Source organism: Janthinobacterium sp. PSRC1-1 (assembly GCF_049897525.1).
In the GTDB taxonomy this organism is placed as follows: domain Bacteria; phylum Pseudomonadota; class Gammaproteobacteria; order Burkholderiales; family Burkholderiaceae_D; genus Janthinobacterium; species Janthinobacterium tructae.
The window spans coordinates 467,334-491,133 of record NZ_JAFCWK010000003.1; the positions used below are offsets into that span (position 1 = coordinate 467,334).

Genomic DNA, 23,800 nt, shown 5'->3' on the forward strand with positions numbered 1-23,800 from the left:
CCGGCGGCATTCGCGCCAGCGGCACAATTTTACCGCATCCCCCGCCGTTCACAGCCAAGTTAAACAAGAACCATGCACGCAGCATTCACGAGACCCTTACCGACACCATGAGCACACAGCCTTTGATCTCCGCCTCCCGTTTTTACCAGCGCTGGCTGAGCGCCGCCCCCGAGCGCGCCGCGCAGATAACGCAACTGGTGCGCGCACCGCTGGGTGGGCTCGATTTTGCCGCCGCGCTGGCCGAGCAGGCGAACGCCGCCACGCCGCCGCTGCCGGCCGAGCGGGCCATGCGCCGCCTGCGCAACCTGCTCGTGTGCGGCCTGATCGAGCGCGATCTTTGCGGCCAGGCCGACTTGAACGAAGTCGTCACGGCCATGACGGGCTTTGCCGATTTCGCCATCCGCACGCATGTGGACGCCATCATGGCCGAGATGGTGGCCTTGCACGGCATGCCCGTCGGCGAGGAATCGGGCGAGGAACAGGCATTGATGGTGCTGGCGATGGGCAAGCAGGGCGGCGGCGAGCTGAATGTCTCGTCGGACATCGACCTGATCTTTGTCTACCCGGAAGATGGCGACACGCAAGCTACCCAGCCGGGCCAGCGCAGCCTGTCGAATCACGAGTTTTTCATTCGCATGGGCAAGAAGCTGATCGCCGCCCTGGCCGAAATCACGCAAGACGGTTTTACTTTCCGCGTCGACATGGCCTTGCGTCCGAACGGCAACTCGGGTCCGCTGGCCGCCAGCCTCGGCATGGTGGAGCAATACCTGATCGTGCAGGGCCGCGAATGGGAACGCTACGCCTGGGTCAAGGCGCGCGCCGTGACGGGCAAGCCGGAAGATATCGCCTCGCTCGACGCCATCGTGCGCCCGTTTGTCTTCCGCCGCTACCTCGATTTCGGCGTCATCGATGCCATCCGCACCATGCACGGCCAGATCCGCGCCGAGGTCAACCGCCAGGAGCGGCTGCACCCGGACCGCAGCAACAACGTCAAGCTGGGCCGCGGCGGCATCCGCGAAATCGAATTCCTCGCGCAAGTGTTTCAATTGATACGCGGCGGGCGCGACGCGGAGCTGCGCGAACGTTCCACGCGCGCCACCCTGCGCACGGTGGCCGACAAGGGCTTGCTGGAACCGGCCATCGTGGAACAGTTGCTCGGTTCCTACACTTTCCTGCGCAACCTGGAACACCGGCTGCAATACCTGGACGATGCGCAAACCCATACCCTGCCCGCCAACGAGGCCGACCGCCTGGTGGTGGCGCAGATGATGGGCTTGCCCGACACGCCTACCCTGCTGGCCCAGCTCGAAGCGCACCGCGTGTTTGTCGCCGGCCAGTTCGACGAGATGTTCAGCGACAAGAGCAGCGGCGTGCCGCCGGCCGACACGGGCATCGACCCGCAGACGTCGAACGACTGCGCCGCCTCGGACCAGCAGGAAGCCATCGAGGCGCGCTTCGCCGCCCTCGGTTTCCACGAACCGGCCGCCTGCGCACGCCGTTTGCTGGCCACGTGGCAGGCGCCGCGGCTGCAATCGTTGCCTGAGGCGAGCCGCACGCGTTTGGTGGCTCTCGTCAATTCCGCCCTGCCCCTGATCACCGATTGCTCCGTTTCCAATGGTAACGCCAGCCAGCTGGCCACCCTGGGCCGCCTGCTGGACTTTCTGGAAGCCATCGCGCGCCGCTCGGCCTATTTGTCGCTGCTGACGGAATATCCCCATACGCTCGAGCGCGTCGTGCGCATGGTGTGCGCCAGCGGCTGGGCCGCCACCTTCCTCACGCAACATCCTATCCTGCTCGACGAACTATTGGATGAGCGCATCCGCAACACGGTGCCCGATCCAAACGCGCTGGCGCTGGACCTGCAGCGCCAGCTCGACGACGCGCCCGGCGACACGGAGCGGCAAATGGATATCCTGCGCGAAACACACCATGCGCAGCTGTTCCAGTGCCTGGCGCAAGACCTGGCGGGCGACCTGAGCGTGGAAAAGCTGGCCGACTACCTGTCGCAGCTGGCCGACATCATCGTCGCCGCCACCGTGCAAGCCGTGTGGCAAACGTTACCGACGCGCCACCGCGAGGTGCCGAAATTCGCCGTCATCGCATATGGCAAGCTGGGCGGCAAGGAACTCGGTTACGTCTCCGACCTGGACGTCATCTTCCTGTTCGACGACGACGACCAGGACGCGCCCGGCCTGTACGCCAAGCTGGCGCAGCGCTTCATCACCTGGATGACCTCGCACACCTCGGCCGGCATCCTGTTCGACATCGATATTGCCCTGCGCCCCGATGGCGCCTCGGGCATGCTGGTTTCCAGCGTGCAGGCATTCGAGCGCTACCAGGGCAGCGCGGCCTGGGTGTGGGAGCACCAGGCGCTCACGCGCGCGCGCTTCTGCGCCGGCGACGTCGCCATCGGCAAGCACTTCGAACGCATCCGCGACACGATCTTGCGCAAGGAGCGCCCGGAAAACGGCCCGCTCAAGGGCGAAGTGGTGGCCATGCGCAAGAAAATGCTGGACGCCCACCCGCCCCGCCCGGGCAGCTTTGATTTGAAACAGGATCCGGGCGGCATGATCGACATCGAGTTCATGGTGCAATACCTGGTGCTGCAGCATGCGGCGCAGTATCCGCAGCTGACGGCCAACTCGGGCAATATCGCCCTGCTGCGCCTGTGCGGCGAACTGGGGCTGATCGACGCGCAGCTGGCCGCTCTGGTGGCCGACGCCTACCGCGCGCTGCGCAAGCTGCAGCACCAGTTGCGCCTGCAGGGCCACGACCTGGCCCGGGTGGAGCCGGAAAGAGTGCGCGTGCATGCGGACAACGTGATGCGCCTGTGGCACACGATCTTTCCCGCAGCGATTGCATAAGCCCGGCGGCGGCGTATGATACGTACAGGCAATTCCATTTCCCAGTAGGGCCGTACAACAGGCCGCGCCGGGGTTGCCTATCATCCCAGGAGACAGCGTATGAAGACGAGTGTAAAAACGGGCATCCACGCCCTCGTTGCCAGTTTCATCCTCTGCGCCATGCCGGCAGCGGCATGGGCAGCCCCCAAGGGCAGCGCGGATGAAGCCATCGCCATGACCAAGCGCGCCGTGGCCATGATCAAGGCCGATGGCAAGGAAAAGGCCTTTGCCGCCATTGCCGATCCCGCCAACACCAGCTTTCATGACCGCGACCTGTATATTTATGTGTACGACATGAATGGTGTCACCCTGGCGCACGGCAACAATCCCAAGATGGTCGGCAAGAACCTGATCGACCTGAAGGACAATGAGGGCAAAGCCATCGTCAAGTCGCTGATCACCACGGCCAATACGCCGGCCGGACGGGGCTGGGTAGACTTCAAGTGGCCCAATCCGCTGACCAAGGTGGTCGAGCAAAAATCCGGCTACATCGAACGGGTCGACAATATGATCGTCGGTTCCGGCATCTATAAATAAGCCAGGGAAAGAGGAAACCACGCCCGCATGCCGCTCCATTACCTGTCCCGCCTGAGCGGATCGGCACGCGATACGCAAGCCAACCTGCAGCTCGGTTGCGTGCTGGCGCTGGTGGCAGGCGCCGTGAATGCGGGCGGCTTTCTCGCCATCGGCGGCTATACTTCGCACATGACGGGCATCGTTTCCGGCATGGCCGATGACCTGGCGCTGGGCAATATCACGCTGGCCCTGGCCGCGCTGGGCGCCTGGCTGGCCTTTGTCAGCGGTGCGGCCGTGACCGCCATCATGGTGAACTGGGGCAAGCGGCGCCGGCTGCACAGCCAGTTTGCCGCCAGCCTGCTGCTGGAAGCGGCCCTGTTATTGCTGTTCGGCCTGACGGGCAATTATCTGGCCACCATGCCCGACGTGCTGGGCCCCGTCACCATCTTGCTGTTGTGCTTTGTCATGGGCTTGCAAAACGCCATCATCACCAAGATTTCGGGCGCCGTCATCCGCACCACGCACGTGACGGGCCTGTCCACCGATATCGGCATCGAACTGGGCAAGATGGCGTATTACAACCGGCGCCACCTGCCGGACCGGATGGTCAAGGTCAACCGCGGCAAGCTGAGAACGCACAGTCTCTTGATCAGCTGCTTTTTCATCGGCGGCGTCAGCGGCGCCCTGGCCTTCAAGCACATCGGCTTTCCGGCCGCCACCATCCTGCTCGCCGGCGTGCTGACCCTGCTGTCCGGCGTGCCCGTGCTGCGCGACTTGCGCGTGCTGTGGCGCTTCTACCGGCGCCGCTTATGAAGGCAAAATGCCGTCCAGACCAGGTCTGGACGGCATCACCTCGCTACGCTGAATTACTGCTGCGCGGTCTTGTTGTCGGCAGCCGGACCAATATAGCGGTTAATGAAGCTGTACACGGCTTCGCCCCACTTGATATTGTTGCTTTCCTTGGACCAACCATGGCCCTCGCCTGTCATCACCATCCATTCGACCGCATTGCCCTGCTTGAGTAACTGGTCGCGCATTTTCTCGCCATGGATCAGGGGCACGCGGCGGTCTTCACTGCCGTAGGCCATCAGCACGGGCGCCTTGATCTTGTCCGCATGATCGATCGCCGATACCTTACGGAAATAGGCCTCGTCGGTCTTCGGATCGCCGTGCATTTTCGTGCCGATGTTATCCATCACCGGGCCCGATACATCGGACCAGTTGACGGTGAACAACATTTTCACGTCCGTCACGCCCACCCAGTTGATGCCGCATTTGTACAGGTCGGGATTTTTCACCAGGCCGTACATGGTGGCATAGCCGCCGTAGCTGGCGCCAATGATACAGACGCGGTTGCGGTCGACCACGCCCTGCTTGACCAGTTCCTCGATACCGTCCGTGATATCGTCCTGCATCGCCAGGCCCCATTGCTTCCAGCCCGCCGTATGGTGTTTCCAGCCCAAACCGGTCGACATGCGGAATTGCGGCTGCATCACGGCAAAGCCGCGCGAGGCCAGCATCTGCGTGATCGGATCGTAGCCAAAGCTGTCGCGCGCATGCGGACCACCGTGAATGTACGCCACCAGGGGCAGGGCCTTGGGCGTGCGCCCTTCCGGCAAGGTCAGGTAAGCCGGGATGGTCAGGCCATCGCGCGCCTTGTAGTGGATGACGGTCTGCTCAGAAAGCTTCTTGCCTTCCAGTGAGGGCTTGACGCTGTACAGCGGCTCCAACACCTTCTTCAACGTATCGAAGTAATACAGCTTGCCCACATTGTTGACGCCGGTGGTGACAACGACGGCGCGGTTGCCGCGCCACTGGAATTCCACGTGTTCGCCAGGCAGACTGGCGTCAAGCGAAGCTTGCAGGCGCGCATAGTCTTCATCAAAATAATACATTTCCGGCTTCATGCCGTTGACGGCCACGCCCACCACCTTCTTGCGCGCTTCGTCAAAGACCAGGCCGCCCGCGATGTCGACTTCCGCATGCTCGGCGATCAGCTCGCCCGCCGTATTGTTGGCACTGTTCCAGATATGCACGCCGGCCTTGTCGCGGCCATTGAAACGTCCCGCCACGAACAGGGTCTTGTTATCGAAATCAAACCCCAGCGGATTCATTTCCTTGCCTTCATCCAGATACGCCTTGTAGATCGCTTTCCATGGCGCCGTCTCGTCATCGCGCAGGTACACGTTTTGCACGATGCGCTTGCTGCCCTCTTCCACCGTCATGGCCGATGCCACGCGGATCACATTATTATGGTCCAGCACCCAGCCGCTGACGGCACCCGGGTTATTAAAGGTCAACAAGGCCATGCGGCCGTTTGTCGTATCCAGGCGGAACACATCGCTGGCGCCCAGGTCGGCATCGCGGCCCCGTTCATTGTTGACGACGATCAAGTCGTTGCTATCGCCGCCCACGCGCTGCAACACGGACACGGGCTTGTACGGCATACCCGAGCTCATCGATTCCTTCACGCTGATGACCAGCTTGCGAAAGCCGCTGCCGTCGCTGTTGACGGCGAACAAACCGCCACCGGTCTGCTTTTCCAGTACTTCTTCGCTGCCCTTGCTGATGCTGAACACCAGGCGCTTGTTGTTGACCCAGATGGGATTAGCCACGTTCCAGTCGGGATCGGAAGCCACCACGGTCGAGGCCCGGGTATCGAGATTGATGACCGCCAGCACGAAGCGGCCATTGCGCGGCGTCAACACCGCCATGCTTTGGCCATCGGGCGACAGGATGGGGCGGCCGCTGAATTCCGCCTTTTTGAAGAATTCGGCAATGGGAATGGATTCGTCGGCGCGCACGCTGGCGCTATACAGGCCGCTACTGAGTAACAAGGTGCTAAGCACGACAGGAATGATGCGTCGGTTCAAGACAGTCTCCTCGATAAAAACAATGACATTAATTTCCTTTAGGCAATCATGCGCCGCTTGCCCAGCAGGATAAAAAAAGCGCCGTCACCTCACGGTCACGGCGCCTTTTTTCATCACGCGCGATTACTTGAAGCTGTAATCCGCCGTGATCTGGAAGTAACGGCCCATCGCGCTATGCAGCGGCGCATAGTAGTTGGCCGTGTCGTTCGGATGGAAAGGCGGTTTGCGGTCGAAGGCATTCTGGATCGCAAAGCTCAGCTTGGTATTCTTGAAGCCGCTGTAGCTGCCGCCCAAGTTGACCACCGTGAACGATGGAATGCCCTTGCACAGTTCCGGGAAGCCTTCGGTTGCCAGCACGCATTCTTGCGTACGATCGCCTACCGATGCCATCTTGCTGGTAAATACAGTATCAGCCGACAGGGCATAGGCCGCCTTTTTCCAGGCCAGACCCAGAGTCGCCTGTACGGATGGCGTACCACGGGTGCCTGCATACTCAATCAGTTCGTCATTAGGCGACGGAGCGTTCAGGTAGGACTGCATGTGACTTACATTCAAGGTTGGCTGCAGCGTACCGTACTCACCCAGGTTGATGCGGCCAGCCAGTTTCAGATCCACGCCACGAATCTTGGTGACAGCCACATTGGTCAGCAACATCTTGATGTTGCTCACTTCACCAGCCATGGCGCCAGCGGCCTTGTCGGCGGCGGTCAAGGGATCGCGGACGATGGCGACAGCCGGGTCACCAGCGTAACGATCTGGATTCGCCAGTACTTGTGTCAAATCGTATGTGCTGATTTCATTGACCCGCTTGATCTGCCACAAGTCGACCGTCGCCAGGAACGAAGAACTCGGTTCCCATGCCAGGCCCAGCGTATAGCTCTTCGCCGTTTCCGGCTTCAGTTCCGGATTCGCGCCGCTTTGATAGGCGCTGGACGTGTTGCAACCCAATTTGTATTTGGCGTTGCAACGGAAGGGATCGCGGATCGACACGAAGGCATTGCGCACGTCGGTGGAGTTTTCCACCAGGGTCGGCGCGCGGAAGCCTTCAGCATACGTACCACGTACCATGAACGTTGGCGTCGCGCTCCATTTCAGCCCCACCTTGGGCGTGGTCGAGTTGCCATAGTCAGAGTAGTGGTCGTGGCGCACCGCCAACTGGGCTTCCACGGTCTTCAGCAAAGGCACGGTCGCTTCCGCATAGATGGAAGAAATATTGCGGCTGTTCGAGAAACCTGGTGGCAATTGTGCCTGATGGTAAATCTCGCCTGCCACCGCCTGTGGATCAGGAGTCGTATCCAGCGATTCACGGCGGAATTCCGTACCGATGGCCAGGCCGACGGCGCCGGCTGGCAAGTTGAACAGTTCGCCCGAAATCTTGCCATCCACCTGTGCCAGGCTCGACTTGAAGACGTTGACGGAACTCGTCGTGATCGAGTCATACAAGGCCTTGTTGGCATCGCCGCCGCCAAAGATGAAGGTGCCGTTCTTGTATGCATTCAGGAAAGGCGTCGTCAGGATGGCAGCGGTGTTGCGCGATGACACTTTACTGTTCGTGTACAGGGCAGCCGTTTCCCAATCCCAGTTCTTGAAGTCACCTTTGACGCCAACCAGATAGCGGCCGAAATCGGTGGTATTTTCCTTTCCCTGGCCTGGGAAGTCGCGCAGTTTGGCACGCACGCGCACGGTGCCGTTGCCGCCAGCAAGCGTCTTGCCATCCGGGCCAATCAGCTCCTTGGGATACTGCGGGTGCGTGATCGGCAGTGCCGGGATGATTTCGTTGTTTTGACCGGCGACAAAATGCAAGTTGCCCGTGACGACAGCTTTGTTGCGGTTGTACATCAGCTCACTGAAGACCGTGGTGCTGGCGGTCGGCTGCCAGGTTATGCGGCTGGTAATGCCGACGCGGTCGGTCTTGCCGGCCACGTTATACGTGCTGTCCTTGTAATCGTCGAACACGCACGCCTGGCCCAAGGCACCCGCGTTGAGCACGGTATCGGCAGGCACCAGACGGTCCGCCGGACAGTTCTTGTCCATCGTTTGTGATTTGAAAGTGCCGCTGGTCTTGTCGGTCCAGTACAGGTTACCCGGATAGGTGTACAGCGAGCGGCGATCCTTGTAGCCATACGCGCGCAGATCCTGCGTGCTCAGGTAATCGTCGCGATTGCTCATGTACATCGGCTTGCGCTGACGCACGTCGATAGTCGCGTAGGCATTGAAATGGTCCTTGACCAGGCTGCCCTTACCAAAGCTGATGGTGGCACGTTTCTGCTCGCCATCGCTACGGCTGGACTGGCCCAGCGAGCCGCTCACTTCAAGGCCTTCAAAACTGTCGCGCAGAATGATGTTGACCACGCCAGCCATGGCTTCCGAACCGTAAATGGCCGATGCGCCGTCTTTCAGGATTTCAATACGTTCCACTGCGCCGACGGGAATCGAGTTCAAGTCGACAAACGTGGTCTGGAATTCAGGCTGCGCATAGGGTGCCAGGCGGCGGCCATTGATCAGGGTCAGGGTTGCCTGGCTGCCGAAACCGCGCAGGTTCAGGCCGGCGGCGCCAGCGGTAAAACCGCTGGCGCGGTTTTCGTCAACACCGCCGACGTTCGACGAAATCGTACGCAGCACTTCATTGAGCGACGTCGCGCCGCCCCGTGTCAGCTCTTCACGCGTAATGATCTGCACCGGTGAAGCCGTTTCCAGCGCAATGCGGCGCACGTTGGAACCGGTCACGTAGACTTTTTGAACCGGGGTATTCTCGGCCTCGCCAGCGATCTTCGCCGGCGCGGCTTGAGATCCCATGCTCGCTTCCTGCGCATGAACGACTTGAGTCAACAAACTGGTACCAGCAATTACGCCGAGTGCCAGGCGAACCAAGACCACACTAGTTTTTTCTCTGATAAACATCTCTTCCCTTTGTGCGTTTTTATATAGTCAATTTTGTTATTGCAACTCAAATTCAAGCAGTCAGCGGCATTACATATTTCAAGCAATACGTATCCCAACATGGCAAGGCGTTGTCTGCATGAAACTTTATTATGCATGCAAGTTTTTTCATTTTGTTACAAATATTAATTTATGTTGTCATAAAACGACTTGATGGAATATTAAATAGCAATCTACAAATTACGCGACACTAAATTCGAAACTCATAGAAAAAACAGAATTAAATTTAACTGCATAAATAGTTTCCAGTTTGCTGTTTACATCCCTGTCAGAATCACGTAAGCGTCCGGAAAACTGGCTTTTATTTCAACCAAAAATGACAACGGCGGTCTGCGAGGCAAGCGGGATGGGATGCGGCAGCAGGACGCTGCGGCAGAATGGGGCGATGGTTTTTTTCCGGCATGTAACGCGAAAAAATGTAACCAATAGTAATCACGAAAAAAACATGCCATTGGAACGGTAAAACACTAGCGATGCCCGCACAGAGCGAACGCGCATAAAAAAACCGCCCTGTCAGACAGGGCGGTCTGGCACCCCACTGGGTGCGTTTACTGCTGCATTTCGGTGAATTACTTGGCCGACATCAGTGCGACGGTGGTGTCGAGCATGCGGTTCGAGAACCCCCACTCGTTGTCGTACCACGACGATACTTTCACCAGACGGCCCGATACCTTGGTCAGGGTCGAATCGAAGTTCGACGAAGCCGGGTTATGGTTGAAGTCGATCGATACCAGTGGTTCGGTCTGGTACGTCAGGATGCCTTCCAGGGCGCCTTCCGATGCGGTTTTCATCAGCGCGTTGACTTCTTCCACCGTGGTGTCGCGCTTGGCGATGAAGGTCAGGTCGACCAGCGAGACGTTGATGGTCGGCACGCGGATGGCGAAGCCGTCCAGCTTGCCATTCAGCTCAGGCAGCACCAGGCCAACGGCGGCAGCAGCGCCCGTCTTGGTCGGGATCATGCTCATGGTGGCCGAACGGGCGCGGCGCAGGTCTTCATGCATCACGTCGGACAGCACCTGATCGTTGGTGTAGGCGTGCACGGTGGTCATCAGGCCCGTTTCGATGCCGATGGCGTCGTTGAGTGGCTTGACCAGCGGTGCCAGGCAGTTGGTGGTGCACGATGCGTTCGAGATGACGGTGTCGGTCGATTTCAGTACCGAGTGGTTGACGCCGAACACGACGGTCGCATCGACGTCCTTGCCGCCTGGTGCCGAGATGATGACTTTTTTCGCGCCGCCCTTCAAGTGAGCCGAAGCTTTCTCTTTGGTGGTGAAGAAGCCCGTGCACTCCAGCACGACGTCCACGCCCAGCTCGCCCCATGGGATTTCAGCCGGATTGCGCTGTGCAAACACGCGGATCGGATCGCCATTGACGATCATGTTGTCGCCTTCGACGGTGACCGTGCCAGGGAACTTGCCGTGCGCGGTGTCGTAGCGGGTCAGGTGGGCGTTCGATTTGGCATCGCCCAGGTCGTTGATGGCAACGATCTGGATGTCCTGTTTCTTGCCGCCTTCGTAGAAAGCGCGCAACACATTACGGCCGATGCGGCCGTAGCCATTGATTGCAACTTTGATCGTCATACTCTGCTCCTGATTAAAAAAGAAGGTACATGCACGCCCCTGGCGAGCACATCGCCAGGACCGTTAAAAATCAATATTAGCCGGCGATAACGGCCTTCACCTTGGCGACAACGTTCTCGACCGTGAAACCGAAATGCTTGAACAGCACGCCGGCAGGCGCCGATTCGCCGAACGTGTCGATACCGACCACGGCGCCTTCCAGGCCCACGTATTTGTACCAGAAGCTGGTCACGCCCGCTTCGATGGCCACGCGCGGCACGCCCTTGGTCAGCACGCTGGCCTTGTAGGCGGCGTCCTGGCGGTCATACACGTCGGTCGACGGCATCGATACCACGCGCACGTTGATGCCTTCCGAGGCCAGCGCGCTGGCGGCAGCGACAGCCAGTTCCACTTCGGAACCGGTGGCGATCAGGATCGCCTTGGCGTCCGCCACGTCGTTCAGCACATAGCCGCCGCGGTAGATATTTTCAATTTGCTCGCTGGAACGCTCTTGGTATGGCAGGTTCTGGCGCGAGAAGATCAGCGTCGACGGGCCATCCTTGCGGCGCACGGCGGCGCCCCAGGCAGCAGCCGACTCGACGGTGTCGCATGGACGCCAGTTGTCCAGGTTCGGGATCAGACGCATCGACGAGACGTGCTCGACCGATTGGTGCGTTGGGCCGTCTTCGCCCAGGCCGATCGAATCGTGGGTGAACACGAAGATCGAACGCAGTTTCATCAGCGCGGCCATGCGCAGCGCATTGCGGCTGTAGTCGGAGAACGTCAGGAACGTGGCGCCGAACGGGATGTAGCCGCCGTGCAAGGTGATGCCGTTCATGATGGCGCTCATGCCGAATTCGCGCACGCCGTAGTTGATATGGTTGCCAGGCTGGCCCGAACGCACGGCCACGCACTCTTTCCAGTTGGTCAGGTTCGAACCGGTCAGGTCGGCCGAGCCGCCGAGGAATTCCGGCAGCGACGACGCCAGCGCCTGGATGGCGTTCTGGCTGGCCTTGCGGGTGGCGATGTTTTCTTTCTTTTCCACGCAGGAAGCGATGGCGGCGCTCAGGGCCGCTTCGAATGCCTGTGGCAACTCGCCTTGCATGCGGCGGGTCAGCTCAGCGGCTTGCTGCGGGAATTCACGGCCGTACGCGGCGAAGCGCTCGTTCCAGTCCGCTTCCAGCAGGGCGCCCTGTTGCTTCGCATCCCAGGCTGCGTACACGTCGGCCGGCATGTCGAATGGTGCGGCATCCCAGCCGATGTATTCGCGCACGGCAGCGATTTCCTTGTCGCCCAGCGCGGCGCCGTGGACCTTGTCGCCGCCTTGCAGGTTCGGCGAACCCTTGCCGATGATGGTCTTGCAGCAGATCAGGGTTGGCTTGCTGGCGGTCTTGGCGGCGGCGATGGCGGCAGCCACGGCGGCAACGTCGTGACCGTCGACAGCGCGGATGACGTTCCAGCCGTACGCTTCGAAGCGGGCCGGGGTGTCGTCCGTGAACCAGCCTTCGACTTTGCCGTCGATGGAAATGCCGTTGTCATCGTACAGGGCGATCAGTTTATTCAGGCCCAGGGTGCCGGCCAGCGCGCACACTTCGTGCGAAATACCTTCCATCAGGCAACCGTCGCCAACGAAGGCGTAGGTGTAGTGGTTGACGATGTCGTGGCCAGGCTTGTTGAATTCAGCGGCCAGCAATTGCTCCGACAGGGCCATGCCGACGGCGTTGGCGATGCCCTGGCCCAGCGGACCAGTGGTCGTTTCCACGCCTGGCGTGACATCGACTTCCGGGTGGCCCGGGGTTTTCGAATGCATCTGGCGGAAGGCCTTGATGTCATCCATCGACAGGTCGTAGCCCGTCAGGTGCAGCAGCGCGTAGTGCAGCATGGAGCCGTGGCCGTTCGACAACAGGAAACGGTCGCGGTTCTGCCATTTTGGATTCGCGGGATTGTGGCGATAGTGACCACTCCACAGGGCAACTGCGATCTCGGCCATGCCCATCGGCATGCCTGGATGGCCAGAGTTGGCCTTTTGTACAGCGTCCATTGCCAGTGCGCGGATCGCATTGGCCATTTTGGTAGTCGGGAGCGTAGTTGTCATGATGGTGTGGGTCAGTCGCGAGTTTGGGATTCGTTTGCAACAGCGCGGACAGGGAAGCCGGCTGCTTTCTGTAGTCAACTATTTTACCAGACTGGGGGGCTGCAAATTAGAATTGCGGCGTACTAGCCCGCCAAATGGCTATACTTTGACGTCTTTCCACCCCACTTACCCCCGTTGAGGATTTGCATGCCGCGTTTTTTCTGCCCCCAGCCGCTCGTCGCCGGCGCCACCGTCTCCCTGCCGGAGGCGGTCGCCCACCATATCCAGGTCGTGCGCCTGACGCCGGGCGACGTCATCACCCTGTTCAATGGCGAGGGCGGCGAAGTGCAGGCCAGCCTGGTAACGGTGGCCAAGCGCAGCGTGACGGCGGAAATACAGGCGCACGTGGCGCGCGAAGCGGAACTGCCGTATGCCGTGACCCTGGCGCAGGCGCTGCCGGAAGCATCGAAAATGGACTGGATCATCGAAAAAGCCATCGAACTGGGCGCGGCGGGCATCGTGCCGCTGGCGGCGCAGCGCTGCGTGGTGCGCTTGTCGAGCGAGCGGGCCGAGAAAAAGCTCGCGCATTGGCAAGGCATCATCGTTTCCGCTTCGGAACAATGCGGACGCAACCGACTGGCCCAGCTGGCGCCATTGCAGGATTTTAGTAGCTGGAGCAGCCAGCAAGATCTGCATAAGCGCATCATCCTGACGCCGCGCGCGGAGCAGTCGCTGGCCGACTGGGCGCGTCACCAGCCGCCGCAAGCGATCACCGTGATGGTGGGGCCGGAAGGCGGTTTTACCGAAGCGGAAGAAAAAGCCGCCATCGCGGCTGGCGCCATCGACCTGGCGATGGGGCCGCGCATCCTGCGCACGGAAACGGCGGGATTGACGGCGCTGGCCACCTTGGGCGCCCTCTGGGGCGGCATGTAGAAACACGCCAGCCGTCGGCGGGCTTGCGCCAGCGTATCTCCCTCCACCCACCGGCCGCATCTCGCCTGTGCACCGCAGTCCTCCACAAGTTTCCGCAAGTCAATATCTCCTACGCACATAAAAAAAACCCGCCAGGCGAACCTGGCGGGTTTTTTCAGACCTTCATCCCATGCTCCTTGCGGAGCGTGAAATTAGAAGGACTGGTTATAACGCACGTAGACGAAACGGTCGATAGGCGCGTTAGGATCGACGGCCGACGAGGACGAAACACCAACGCCTTGGCTCGTTGCTGCATACATCAGGCGTGGAGCGCGGTCAAACAGGTTGTTCGCGCCGACCGAGATCTGGCCTTTCCAAGGCGTTTTGTACGCCACGTTCAGGTCGATGTAGGTGGTCGAACCACGCTTGTTGTAGCCGCCGCCGTCATAGCTGACGCCTTGATCATCAGGATTCGAGCATTGGAGTTCGGAATCCAGGCACAGATCCTTCACGCCGCTGGTGTAACGCGCGGTCAGGGTCGAGCTCCAGTTACCCATCATCCAATCCAGGCTGATGTTCGACTTCAGACGGGCATAGGTAAACTCGCCTGCATACTCTTGCCAGTCGGTAGTAGCGCTAGCTTTTTGCTTGAACGAACGCAGGACAGTCGATTCAGTACGAATAGCGAAGTTACCGTATGCCGTACGTGGCAGGCGGTAGCCCAGGCCAATGTCGAAACCTTCGGTCGACAATTCACCCTTGTTGATCGTGCCGCGCGACAGGCCGGTGATGGCGCCAGTCGAGTTACGCACAATATCGCCGCAGTATTTCTGCAGACCTTCAACGACGCAATTGCTGATGACTTCAGCAGCGGTCCAACCAGAGATCTGGTTTTTCACGCTGATCTTGAACCAGTCCAGGCTAGCCGACAGGCCTGGCACGAACGAGGGGTTGTAAACGAAGCCCAAGGTCTTGGTTTTTGCCGTTTCTGGCGTCAGCGTATCGTTACCCACGCCGGTTTGGAAAGGCACGGTCGATTGTGCGCCAGCGGCTGGTACTGCAGCGCCGGATTGTGCCAACTGACGGTAGCCTGCCGGTACGCCGGTGGCGGAGCAACGTTGAGCAACGGCTGGGTTGCGTGCGGCCAGACCCCAACGGCTGTCGCATGGGTCGAGGTAGGAGTCGAAGCTTTGACCACCGCCACCGAAGGTATCGCCCAGCGCAGGTGCGCGGAAGCCTTCAGCCCAGGTACCACGGACCAGCAAGTCGTCAACTGGTTTCCACATGACGCTGGCTTTGCTGTTGGTCGTCGAACCAAAATTGTCATAGTCGGAGTAGCGCGAAGCCAGATCCAGCGACAGCAGCTTGGCGAAACTTTGACCTTTCAGCAGAGGGATGTTCGCTTCCAGGTAAACTTCTTTTACCGAGTAGCGGCCTTTGGTCGTGTTCGCAGCCAGATCGGTCGAATAACCGGACTGATCGAATTGGCCCGGACGGTCGTAGCCGCGCACGTCGCGCTTCTCGACACCGCCAGCGAAGCCAACCGCGCCAGCTGGCAAGGTGAACAGTTCACCAGAGACATCCGCCGTGATGCTGTTGACTGTACTGCCGTAGGTGCCTTGGCCGTTAGCCGAAACATATTTCCAGGCTTCCGGGTTCGACACGGATGGGCCGCCCAGAATGTTGAAAGGCGTACATTGCGAAAGTGGAATCGGGCTCGCTGCCGTACCGCACTGTACCTGGCCAGCGCCGTTCATGAACGATGGACCCAGGGCTTTCTTCAGGTTCAACAGATTCAGGTTGCCGGTGCTCAGGTTTTCGCCTTTGAGCGAATTGTGGTTGTAGCCAGCGCTCCAGTTCCATGGCAGGCCGCGCAGCGTGAATTGACCTTCCAGCGTTGCATCGATGTGCAAGGTCTGGTTGTTGTTTTCGGTGATACGCGGCTGCTCGGTCGTGCGGCGGGCGAAGAACAGGTCCTGGCCTTTGCCAGCACCGGCGACTTGGTTGCCGTATGGGTTGAAATAGCTATCTTTGTCGATATACACGCCAAAGTTAGGCTGCGACAGGCTGTTCATCGGATAGCCAGCGACCTGGCGCGTCGAGCTGCGCTCGGCGTACATGGCCGTCGTCGTGAAACGCAAGTCGCCTGGCAGTTCGATCGTACCCTTGGTAAAGATCGAGGTCAGCTTGGTCGGCGACTGGAACATCATCTGCTGCGACGAGTTGTATTTGTCGTCATTCGAGTTGGCGAAAGTATGATAGTTTGCCGGGTTGCGCGAGTCCGCGCCAACGCCACTACCATCAAAGCTGCCGGTATGGTTCAAGATCTTATTGAAACCGCCATTTGCAGCAACGGTATTGCTGGTGCCGGCAGCAGTAACTGGCGTGATGCGACCCCATGGCGCGGCGCCAAAGCCCTGACCGAAGAAGTCGCCCGTACCGTAGCTTTGCGAGGTGATGTCGCGCGTCTTGGCCCATATTGGCTCAGTCTTGCTATGCGAAATGCCAAACATCATCGAGGCTTTTTCGGCATTTGCGCCATACGACAGCGAATAGTCTTCGGTCTTGCCGTCGCCTTTTTCGTTGATGCCCTTGTAGACGCTCATCTCGGCGCCTTCAAGGCGTTTTTTCAGAATGATGTTGACCACGCCGGCGATTGCATCGGAGCCGTAGATCGACGATGCGCCATCTTTCAGGATATCGATGCGCTCGATCATGGAGGCAGGCACGGTCGACATGTCGGTGTAGCCATCAACCGACTGCGTCCAGCGCTTGCCATTGACCAGCACCAGCAGGCGGTTAGCGCCCAGATTGCGCATGTCGATGTATTGACCGCCTTGTTCGCGGTTCGAGGTCAGGACGGCGCCCTTGCTGAAGGCTGGCGTACCCGCCGATGTCATTTGGTTCAGGATATCGCCGACGGTGATCAGACCTGTCGCCTGAATTTGCTGAGCAGTAATTTTCTGAACAGGCTGCGCTGTTTCCAGGTCTACCTGGCGGATCCGCGATCCGGTAATTTCCACGCGCGTTGGCGCCTCAGCTGCAGCTTGCGCTTGGGCAAAAGCCGTCAGCGAGTTCAATGCCATTGCGACTGCAACTGCAATCTTGGTACGTTGGTGCATAAGTTCTCCGATGAAAATTATACCTACTGATCTAGTCAGGCTCTTGTAACTACAAAATTATGTTTAATGTCTTTCTTCCGGCGCCGTCGGCCATGTATCCAGCCGTTTATCGCTTTATGAGCGAGCTTGCGTCGTCGCTACGACATTACGCCATCAAACCATTTTCAAAGCTGCACTGTCAATAATACTCAAAAAGTAATTCGTCCAAGAAACAACACTTTTTTTGATGCCAGGGTTTTAATTTGCATCCCCGAAAAATATTGCTACACTACTTGAAAAACGCATATGCACCAGAGTGGTGCGACCAGAGCTTCCGCGTGTTTTGTCCGCTATTTCTTGGTGCGCCGTTATTGCATGCCGAAAATATGCCACAGCGCTGGCCGGGCCCCAAAAAAGCCGCCAGCGTTGACGGAAAATCGGCTATCGCGCCGCCAAGACACTCCTTGCGCACCAAACTGGCACACCGCAGAACCACCAGTCCTGTGCTTCTCCAGCAGGCGAAAACATGGCCACATCCGCTGGCGCCAGCGGCAGAAACTTAGGCGTTGGGGAAATACAACAAAAATGAACTAATCCTATCAAAAGCCAATTTTTTGTTCTACATTACTATCCTACTTTCAAAGAAATAGCGTCGCTGCAATGCAGCATGCGTGATTATTGGATGCATGTATTTACGCACATGAAAATTTAAAAAAAATACCTGAACCCTTTTCCATTTCCCGAAAATGCATCTGCGGATATTCAGGAAAATTTCATCCGACACCCTGCCCTCCCCCCTCTGCTTGCCATCTTCAATTAGCTCTGACATTACACAATTGCATATTCGCGCCATTTAATTCATTTGAATTGGCCGATAAGCTGCTATCGCTATGTAGCTGAATAGATAAATACTGTCCGGCAACGACACACAGCGTCCATCTTGTTCCTGCTGCACCGCCCAGGCCGCACCGGGTACCGTCCCTGCGCACAGTCGCGAGACCAACCGCGTCCTCCCAACGACAAGCCGTACTGCAGGTAAAATAGCGCCTTGTGGCAGCGCGCATGCGCTGCCTCACAGACTCTCCGCTAGATACGGAGCCCGGCCATTTATATAGACAGATATTATGTTGCGACTCAACGAAGTAAAACTCCCCCTCGAACACGACGATGCAGCCCTGCCTGCCGCCATCCTGGCGCGCCTCGGCATTGCCGCGGACGAGCTGCTCGGCTTTACTGTCTTCAAGCGCAGCTATGACGCGCGCAAGCGCAGCGCCGTGGTGTTGATTTACTCGCTGCATGTGGACGTCAAGAATGAAACGGCCGTGCTGGCGCGCCTGAGCCACGATATCCACCTGATGCCGGCGCCCGACACCGACTACAAATTCGTCGCTGGCGGCGAACAGCTGGCCGGCCACAGCAATCAGCCGCGCCCCATCGTCATCGGCACGGGCCCCTGCGGCCTGTTCGTGGCGCTGATCCTGGCGCAGATGGGCTTGCGCCCCCTCATCCTGGAACGCGGCAAGCAGGTGCGCGAACGCACGGTCGACACCTTCGGCTTCTGGCGCAAGCGCGAACTGAACCCGGAATCGAACGTGCAGTTCGGCGAAGGCGGCGCCGGCACCTTCTCGGACGGCAAGCTGTACAGCCAGATCAAGGATCCCAAGCACTACGGCCGCAAGGTATTGACGGAATTCGTCAAGGCCGGCGCGCCCGAGGAAATCATGTATGTGAGCAAGCCGCACATCGGCACCTTCCGCCTGGTCAAGATGGTGGAAGAAATGCGCGCCAATATCGAACAACTGGGCGGCGAATACCGCTTCAGCAGCAAAGTGGTCGATCTCGACATCGTGCCCGGCGCCGACGGCGGCCAGGTACGCGGCGTGGTGCTGGACAATGGCGAGACCATCGCCAGCAACCACGTGGTGCTGGCCATCGGCCACAGCGCGCGCGACACCTTCGAGATGCTGCACCGCCGCGGCGTGTACATCGAAGCCAAGCCGTTCTCGATCGGTTTCCGCGTGGAACACCCGCAATCGTTGATCGACAACTGCCGCTTCGGCCCCAGCGCCGGCCACCCGATTCTGGGTGCGGCCGACTACAAGCTGGTGCACCACGCCAGCAATGGCCGCTCCGTCTACAGCTTCTGCATGTGCCCGGGCGGCACGGTGGTGGCTGCCGCCTCGGAGCCAGGCCGCCTGGTGACGAACGGCATGAGCCAGTACTCGCGCAACGAGCGCAACGCCAACAGCGCCATCGTCGTCGGCATCACGCCAGCCGACTATCCGGGCGACCCGCTGGCCGGCATCGCGCTGCAGCGCGACCTGGAAGAGCGCGCGTTCGCCCTCGGCGGCGGCAACTACGATGCGCCTGGCCAATTGGTCGGCGATTTCGTGGCGGGCCGCGCCTCGACGGAGTTCGGCAGTGTGATTCCTTCGTACAAGCCGGCCGTGCACTTGACGGATCTGGCGCCGGCCCTGCCCGAGTACGCGATCACGGCCCTGCGTGAAGCGTTCCCGGCATTCAACAAGCAGATCAAGGGCTACTACAAGGCCGACGCCGTGCTGACGGGCGTGGAAACGCGCACTTCCTCGCCGATCCGCATCAAGCGCCGCGACGACAACCTGCAAAGCCTGAACACGCGGGGCCTGTTCCCGGCCGGCGAAGGCGCCGGCTATGCGGGCGGCATCCTGTCGGCGGCCGTCGATGGCATCAAGGTGGCAGAGGCGGTGGCGCTGTCGATGGCAGCCGCCTGAGGCCGGTACAGCAGATCAGGCTGCCAGCGGCAGTCTGATCTGTATGTGACAGCCGGGCGTGCAATCGATGGCGCACACCTGGCCGCCCAGTTGCTGCACGATGGTGTAGACGATGTGCATGCCCAGGCCGGAGCCGCCCTGGCCCCGCTTGGTGGTGAAGAACGGTTCAAACATATGCTCGCGCACGGCGGGCGCCAGGCCGACGCCATCGTCGGAAAACTCCAGCAGCAGCCAGCGCAAGGCCGCGTCATCCGCATCGGCCTCGATGCGCGCGCGTATCGTGATGCGCCCCGGCCCGCCCTGCGGATAGCCGTGGCGGGCGCTGTTCATCAGCAGGTTCGAGAGGATTTGCGACAATTTCCCGGCCGCCAGGCGCACCTGGCAATCGGGCGCGATATCGAGTTCCACGCCCAGCGCCGCCTTGCGCAGTTCCGGACTGTGCGCCGATACCAGGCCGTGCACATAGTCGTGCAGCGCCAGGTCGGCCACGTATTCGCTGACCTGGTCCACGGCCAGCTGCTTGAAATTGCCGATCAGGTCGGCCGCGCGCGCCAGGTTGCGCTCGATCAAGGCCGCCGCGCCTTTGAGCGATTCGGCAATGTCGATCAATTCGGCACGGCTGACCTTGGCACCGCCCAGCAGTTGCACCAGCTGGTCGGCATAGCTGCCCATGCTCGACGCGGCCGTCAGCGCCACGCCGATGGGCGTGTTGACTTCATGCGAGACACCGGCCACCAGCGAGCCGAGGGCCGCCATCTGTTCCTGCTCGATCAGGTTCGCTTGCGCCGCCAGCAGCGATTCGGTGCGCACGCGCACGATTTCTTCCAGCTGCTGGGTGCGCTCCTGGTGCTGCAGCTCGGCCGCGCCGCGGGCCGAGAAGATCGACAGCAGCAGCAAGGCCAGCAAACGCTTGTTTTCATCGATGGGACGCGTGTCGATGGCTGACAGGATGCCCAGGGTCTTGCCTTCGGTATCGATCAGCGGCATGCCGACATAGCTTTCCGCCTGCATGTCGACCAGCAGGCTATCGAATGGAAAGCGACGCTGGATATCGCTGCCATGAAAACACATGCTTTGGCACGTCACGTCCTGGCAGGGCGTGTGCTGCAGGCTGTATTCGATATTCGGCTGGTAGCCGTCGCCGCCCCACAGGGCCAGCGTGCGGATGCCTTCGCTGCCATCGTCCAGGCGCACCAGGCGCCCGGCGATCACATAGTGCACGTCGAGCGCTTCGGCCAGATCCTTGACGAGGATGCGCAGGAAGTCGTCGCCACGGGCGTGCGCCGTCGAGGCGGTAATCGAGCGCAGGGCCGCTTCCGCCAGGGTGCGTCGCTGCTCGGGATCGAACAGGGGTTCTTGCGAATTCACATCAAACAACGGAATACTCATGAATGCTCCTGCGCAGCATTGGAAGCGCCAGCCAACCTGCCGGCGTGGCAACCCTCAGCCATGGCCCGCCCGAGCGGACCTGCCGCGATTGTACCCCTGGCTATTGTTTAATAATACAGATACGCAGGAATTTTTTATAGCCAGCCGGAACGCTTGAACAAGTAATACATATAACCGCAGACACAACTCATCAGTCCCACGGCCACGGGATAGCCGTATTGCCAGTCCAGCTCCGGCATGAACTTGAAGTTCATGCCCCACACGCCGGCAAACGCGGTAAATACGGCGAAAATAGCCGCCCAGGCCGCCAACTGCTTGTTCACTTCGCTCTCATCGATGGCCACCATCGACAAATTCACCTGGATGGCCGTGCTGATGGTGTCGCGGATGGTGTCGAGCGTGCCGTTGATGCGCGCCAGGTGGTCGTGCACATCGCGGAAATACTCCTGGGTATCGTGGCACAGCGGCGGCACACGCCCGCCGTGCAGCTTGCCCACCGCTTCCATCAGGGGCGCCACCACGTGGCGCAAGACCATGACCTTGCGTTTCAATTGATACAGCCGTTCGATATTGTCGCGCTCAGTGCCACGGTCGAAGATGCGGTCCTCGATCAGTTCCAGTTCCGATTCGAGCGCGTCGAGCACGGGAAAGTAACGGTCGACGACGGCGTCCATCAGCGCGTACAGCACGAAGGCCGAGCCCTGGCGCAGCAAGTGTGGTTCGCGCTCGGCGCGCGCGCGCACGCCGAGAAAACCTTGCGAGCTGTTGCTGCGTGACGAGAGCACGTAATTGGCGCCGACGAAAATATCGACTTCGCCCAGCACCAGTTCGTTCTCGACCATTTCCACGGTTTTCACCACGGCAAACAGGGAATCGCCATATTCCTCGATCTTCGGACGCTGGTGGCCACGCTGCGCATCCTCGACGGCCAGTTCATGCAGGCAAAACTCGTGCTGCATCTGTTTCAGCTCGGCCGGCGTGGCGTCGAGCAGGGCTACCCAGACGAAGCAGTCGGGGCGCTCGACGTAATCGCTGATATCGTCAATCGGCAAGTCGGCCAGTTTTTTGCCATCCTGATAGGCCACGCAGTTAATCAGCATACAGTTCCACAATGAAAGTTAAGACCGGACGAAACAGTCCGGCAGGCGCCAGCTTACCTTATCGCCTGCTGTGGGTGTTGTGGCGTGCAAGAAACACCGGGAGGGAACGCGGACGGGACAGACGTCCCGTCCGGCAGATAGATCAATCGTCCTTGGCGCCGTCGATGCCCAGTTCGGAGATCTTGCGGGTGATGGTGTTGCGGCCGATGCCCAGGCGCACGGCGGCGTCGTTCTTGCGCCCGTGCGTATGCTTGAGCGCCGTCTTGATCAGGGCCGACTCGAATTGCCGCCCCAGCACGGCCATGACTTCCTGCTGCCCGGCGCCCAGCATGCCGGCCGCCTGTAATTCCAGCAGGCCGATCCAGCCCGGCGGCGCGCCATTGGCGGGCGCCGCCGCTTCGAAGACCTGGCCGCCATGCGGATGGGCCACGGCCGGCGGTACCGCCTCGCCCGCCGCAGCAGTGGGCGCGCCATCGCCCTGCCCCTGCGTCAATTCCAGCGGCAAGTCCTTGATTTCCACCGTCTGGCCCGGCGCCATCACGGTGATCCAGTTGCACAGGTTTTCCAGCTGACGCACATTGCCGGGCAAATCGAGGCCGCTGAGAAATTGCATCGTCGGTTCGCTCATGCGCTTGGCTTCCACGCCCAGCTGGCGCGCGCTTTGCACCAGGAAGTGGCGCACCAGGATGGGGATATCCTCGCGCCGCTCCCGCAAACTGGGCAGGCGCAGGCGAATCACGTTCAGGCGGTGATACAAGTCTTCACGGAACAGGCCGTCGCGCACGCGCTGCTCGAGGTTCTGGTGCGTGGCCGTAATGACGCGCACGTTGGCCTTCATGGGCTGGTGCCCGCCGACGCGATAGAAATGGCCATCGGACAGCACGCGCAGCAAGCGCGTCTGCAAGTCGAACGGCATGTCGCCGATTTCATCAAGGAACAAAGTGCCGTTCTCGGCTTGCTCGAAACGGCCCCGGCGCGTCGTCTGCGCGCCCGTAAATGCCCCGCGTTCATGGCCGAACAATTCGGACTCCAGCAAATCCTTCGGAATCGCCGCCGTATTGAGGGCAATGAAGGGCTGCGCCGCGCGCGGACTGTGCTTGTGCAGCGCACGCGCCACGAGTTCCTTGCCGGAACCCGATTCGCCCGTGATGAGCACCGTCACATTCGATTGCGACAGACGGCCGATGGCGCGGAACACTTCCTGCATCGCCGGCGCCTGGCCGAGGATTTCCGGCGTTTCCGACGGACCCGATTCGACGCTGGTCTCGCGCAGGCTCTCTTCCAGCGCGCGGCGGATCAGCTCGACAGCCTTGTCGATGTCAAACGGCTTGGCCAGGTATTCGAAGGCGCCGCCCTGGAAGGCCGCGACGGCCGAATCGAGGTCGGAAAAGGCCGTGATGATGATGACCGGCAAGCCGGGAAAGCGCGACTTGACCGTCTGCAGCAATTCCAGGCCGGAGGCGCCCGGCATGCGGATATCGGACACGAGCACTTGCGGCGTGTCAAATTCCAGTGCCGCGATGGCGTCGCGCGCATTGGCAAAACTCTTGGTGGCGAGGTTTTCCCGCGCCAGGGCTTTTTCCAGCACCCAGCGGATTGATTCGTCGTCGTCAACTATCCAGATTGGCTTCATTAGTGTGTGCGTCCCGCAATGGATTTCATGGGTGGGATACTTCCTCG

Annotated in this window: 13 protein-coding genes; 5 read left to right on the forward strand and 8 right to left on the reverse strand. The window is 60.2% G+C overall.

Annotated elements, in window-relative coordinates:
- The first annotated feature begins 107 nt into the window (after positions 1-107).
- From glnE to ACP7DW_RS08680, 3 genes are all read left to right on the forward strand, one after another.
- Entirely contained in the window at positions 108-2,864 is a 2,757-nt protein-coding gene (glnE, locus tag ACP7DW_RS08670; RefSeq protein WP_426054524.1) for a bifunctional [glutamate--ammonia ligase]-adenylyl-L-tyrosine phosphorylase/[glutamate--ammonia-ligase] adenylyltransferase, read from the forward strand.
- A 99-nt stretch (positions 2,865-2,963) separates the two neighbouring features.
- Positions 2,964-3,440: a cache domain-containing protein gene (locus tag ACP7DW_RS08675; protein ID WP_099760460.1), complete on the forward strand. Its 477-nt coding sequence runs from the start codon at positions 2,964-2,966 to the stop codon at positions 3,438-3,440.
- 27 nt (positions 3,441-3,467) lie between these two features.
- The gene (locus tag ACP7DW_RS08680; RefSeq protein WP_071079191.1) at positions 3,468-4,232 is read left to right on the forward strand and encodes a YoaK family protein; all 765 of its coding nucleotides are present in this window, start codon (positions 3,468-3,470) and stop codon (positions 4,230-4,232) included.
- Between the two features lie 53 nt (positions 4,233-4,285).
- Here ACP7DW_RS08680 and ACP7DW_RS08685 read toward each other — a convergent pair whose 3' ends face one another.
- The 4 genes from ACP7DW_RS08685 to tkt all read right to left on the reverse strand — a co-directional run bounded on the left by ACP7DW_RS08685 (position 4,286) and on the right by tkt (position 12,886).
- Complete coding sequence (locus ACP7DW_RS08685) at positions 4,286-6,292, reverse strand: S9 family peptidase (RefSeq protein WP_426054523.1); 2,007 nt, start codon at positions 6,290-6,292, stop codon at positions 4,286-4,288.
- 123 nt (positions 6,293-6,415) lie between these two features.
- Entirely contained in the window at positions 6,416-9,088 is a 2,673-nt protein-coding gene (locus ACP7DW_RS08690) for a TonB-dependent receptor (protein ID WP_426054522.1), read from the reverse strand.
- A gap of 713 nt (positions 9,089-9,801) precedes the next feature.
- The gene (gap, locus tag ACP7DW_RS08695) at positions 9,802-10,812 is read right to left on the reverse strand and encodes a type I glyceraldehyde-3-phosphate dehydrogenase (RefSeq protein ID WP_071079192.1); all 1,011 of its coding nucleotides are present in this window, start codon (positions 10,810-10,812) and stop codon (positions 9,802-9,804) included.
- A 76-nt stretch (positions 10,813-10,888) separates the two neighbouring features.
- The gene (gene tkt / locus ACP7DW_RS08700) at positions 10,889-12,886 is read right to left on the reverse strand and encodes a transketolase (RefSeq protein WP_426054521.1); all 1,998 of its coding nucleotides are present in this window, start codon (positions 12,884-12,886) and stop codon (positions 10,889-10,891) included.
- A gap of 186 nt (positions 12,887-13,072) precedes the next feature.
- Here tkt and ACP7DW_RS08705 point away from each other — a divergent pair, with 186 nt between their 5' ends.
- Positions 13,073-13,798, forward strand: coding sequence for a 16S rRNA (uracil(1498)-N(3))-methyltransferase (locus ACP7DW_RS08705; RefSeq protein ID WP_426054520.1), 726 nt, complete (start codon positions 13,073-13,075; stop codon positions 13,796-13,798).
- Between the two features lie 191 nt (positions 13,799-13,989).
- On the opposite strand, the gene ACP7DW_RS08710 is transcribed toward ACP7DW_RS08705, so the two are convergent.
- Complete coding sequence (locus ACP7DW_RS08710) at positions 13,990-16,899, reverse strand: TonB-dependent receptor domain-containing protein (RefSeq protein ID WP_426054519.1); 2,910 nt, start codon at positions 16,897-16,899, stop codon at positions 13,990-13,992.
- Positions 16,900-18,002: 1,103 nt separating this feature from the next.
- Here ACP7DW_RS08710 and ACP7DW_RS08715 point away from each other — a divergent pair.
- On the forward strand, positions 18,003-19,631 hold the full coding sequence (locus tag ACP7DW_RS08715; RefSeq protein ID WP_426054518.1) for an NAD(P)/FAD-dependent oxidoreductase: 1,629 nt from the start codon (positions 18,003-18,005) through the stop codon (positions 19,629-19,631).
- Positions 19,632-19,646: 15 nt separating this feature from the next.
- On the opposite strand, the gene ACP7DW_RS08720 is transcribed toward ACP7DW_RS08715, so the two are convergent.
- From ACP7DW_RS08720 to ntrC, 3 genes are all read right to left on the reverse strand, one after another.
- Positions 19,647-21,020, reverse strand: a complete 1,374-nt coding sequence (locus ACP7DW_RS08720) for an ATP-binding protein (protein ID WP_426054517.1) — start codon at positions 21,018-21,020, stop codon at positions 19,647-19,649.
- Positions 21,021-21,154: 134 nt separating this feature from the next.
- Entirely contained in the window at positions 21,155-22,120 is a 966-nt protein-coding gene (gene corA / locus ACP7DW_RS08725; protein WP_152253765.1) for a magnesium/cobalt transporter CorA, read from the reverse strand.
- A 142-nt stretch (positions 22,121-22,262) separates the two neighbouring features.
- Positions 22,263-23,753 (reverse strand): nitrogen regulation protein NR(I), encoded by a 1,491-nt coding sequence (gene ntrC, locus ACP7DW_RS08730; protein WP_426054516.1) that lies wholly within the window; start codon positions 23,751-23,753, stop codon positions 22,263-22,265.
- Positions 23,754-23,800: the final 47 nt, after the last annotated feature.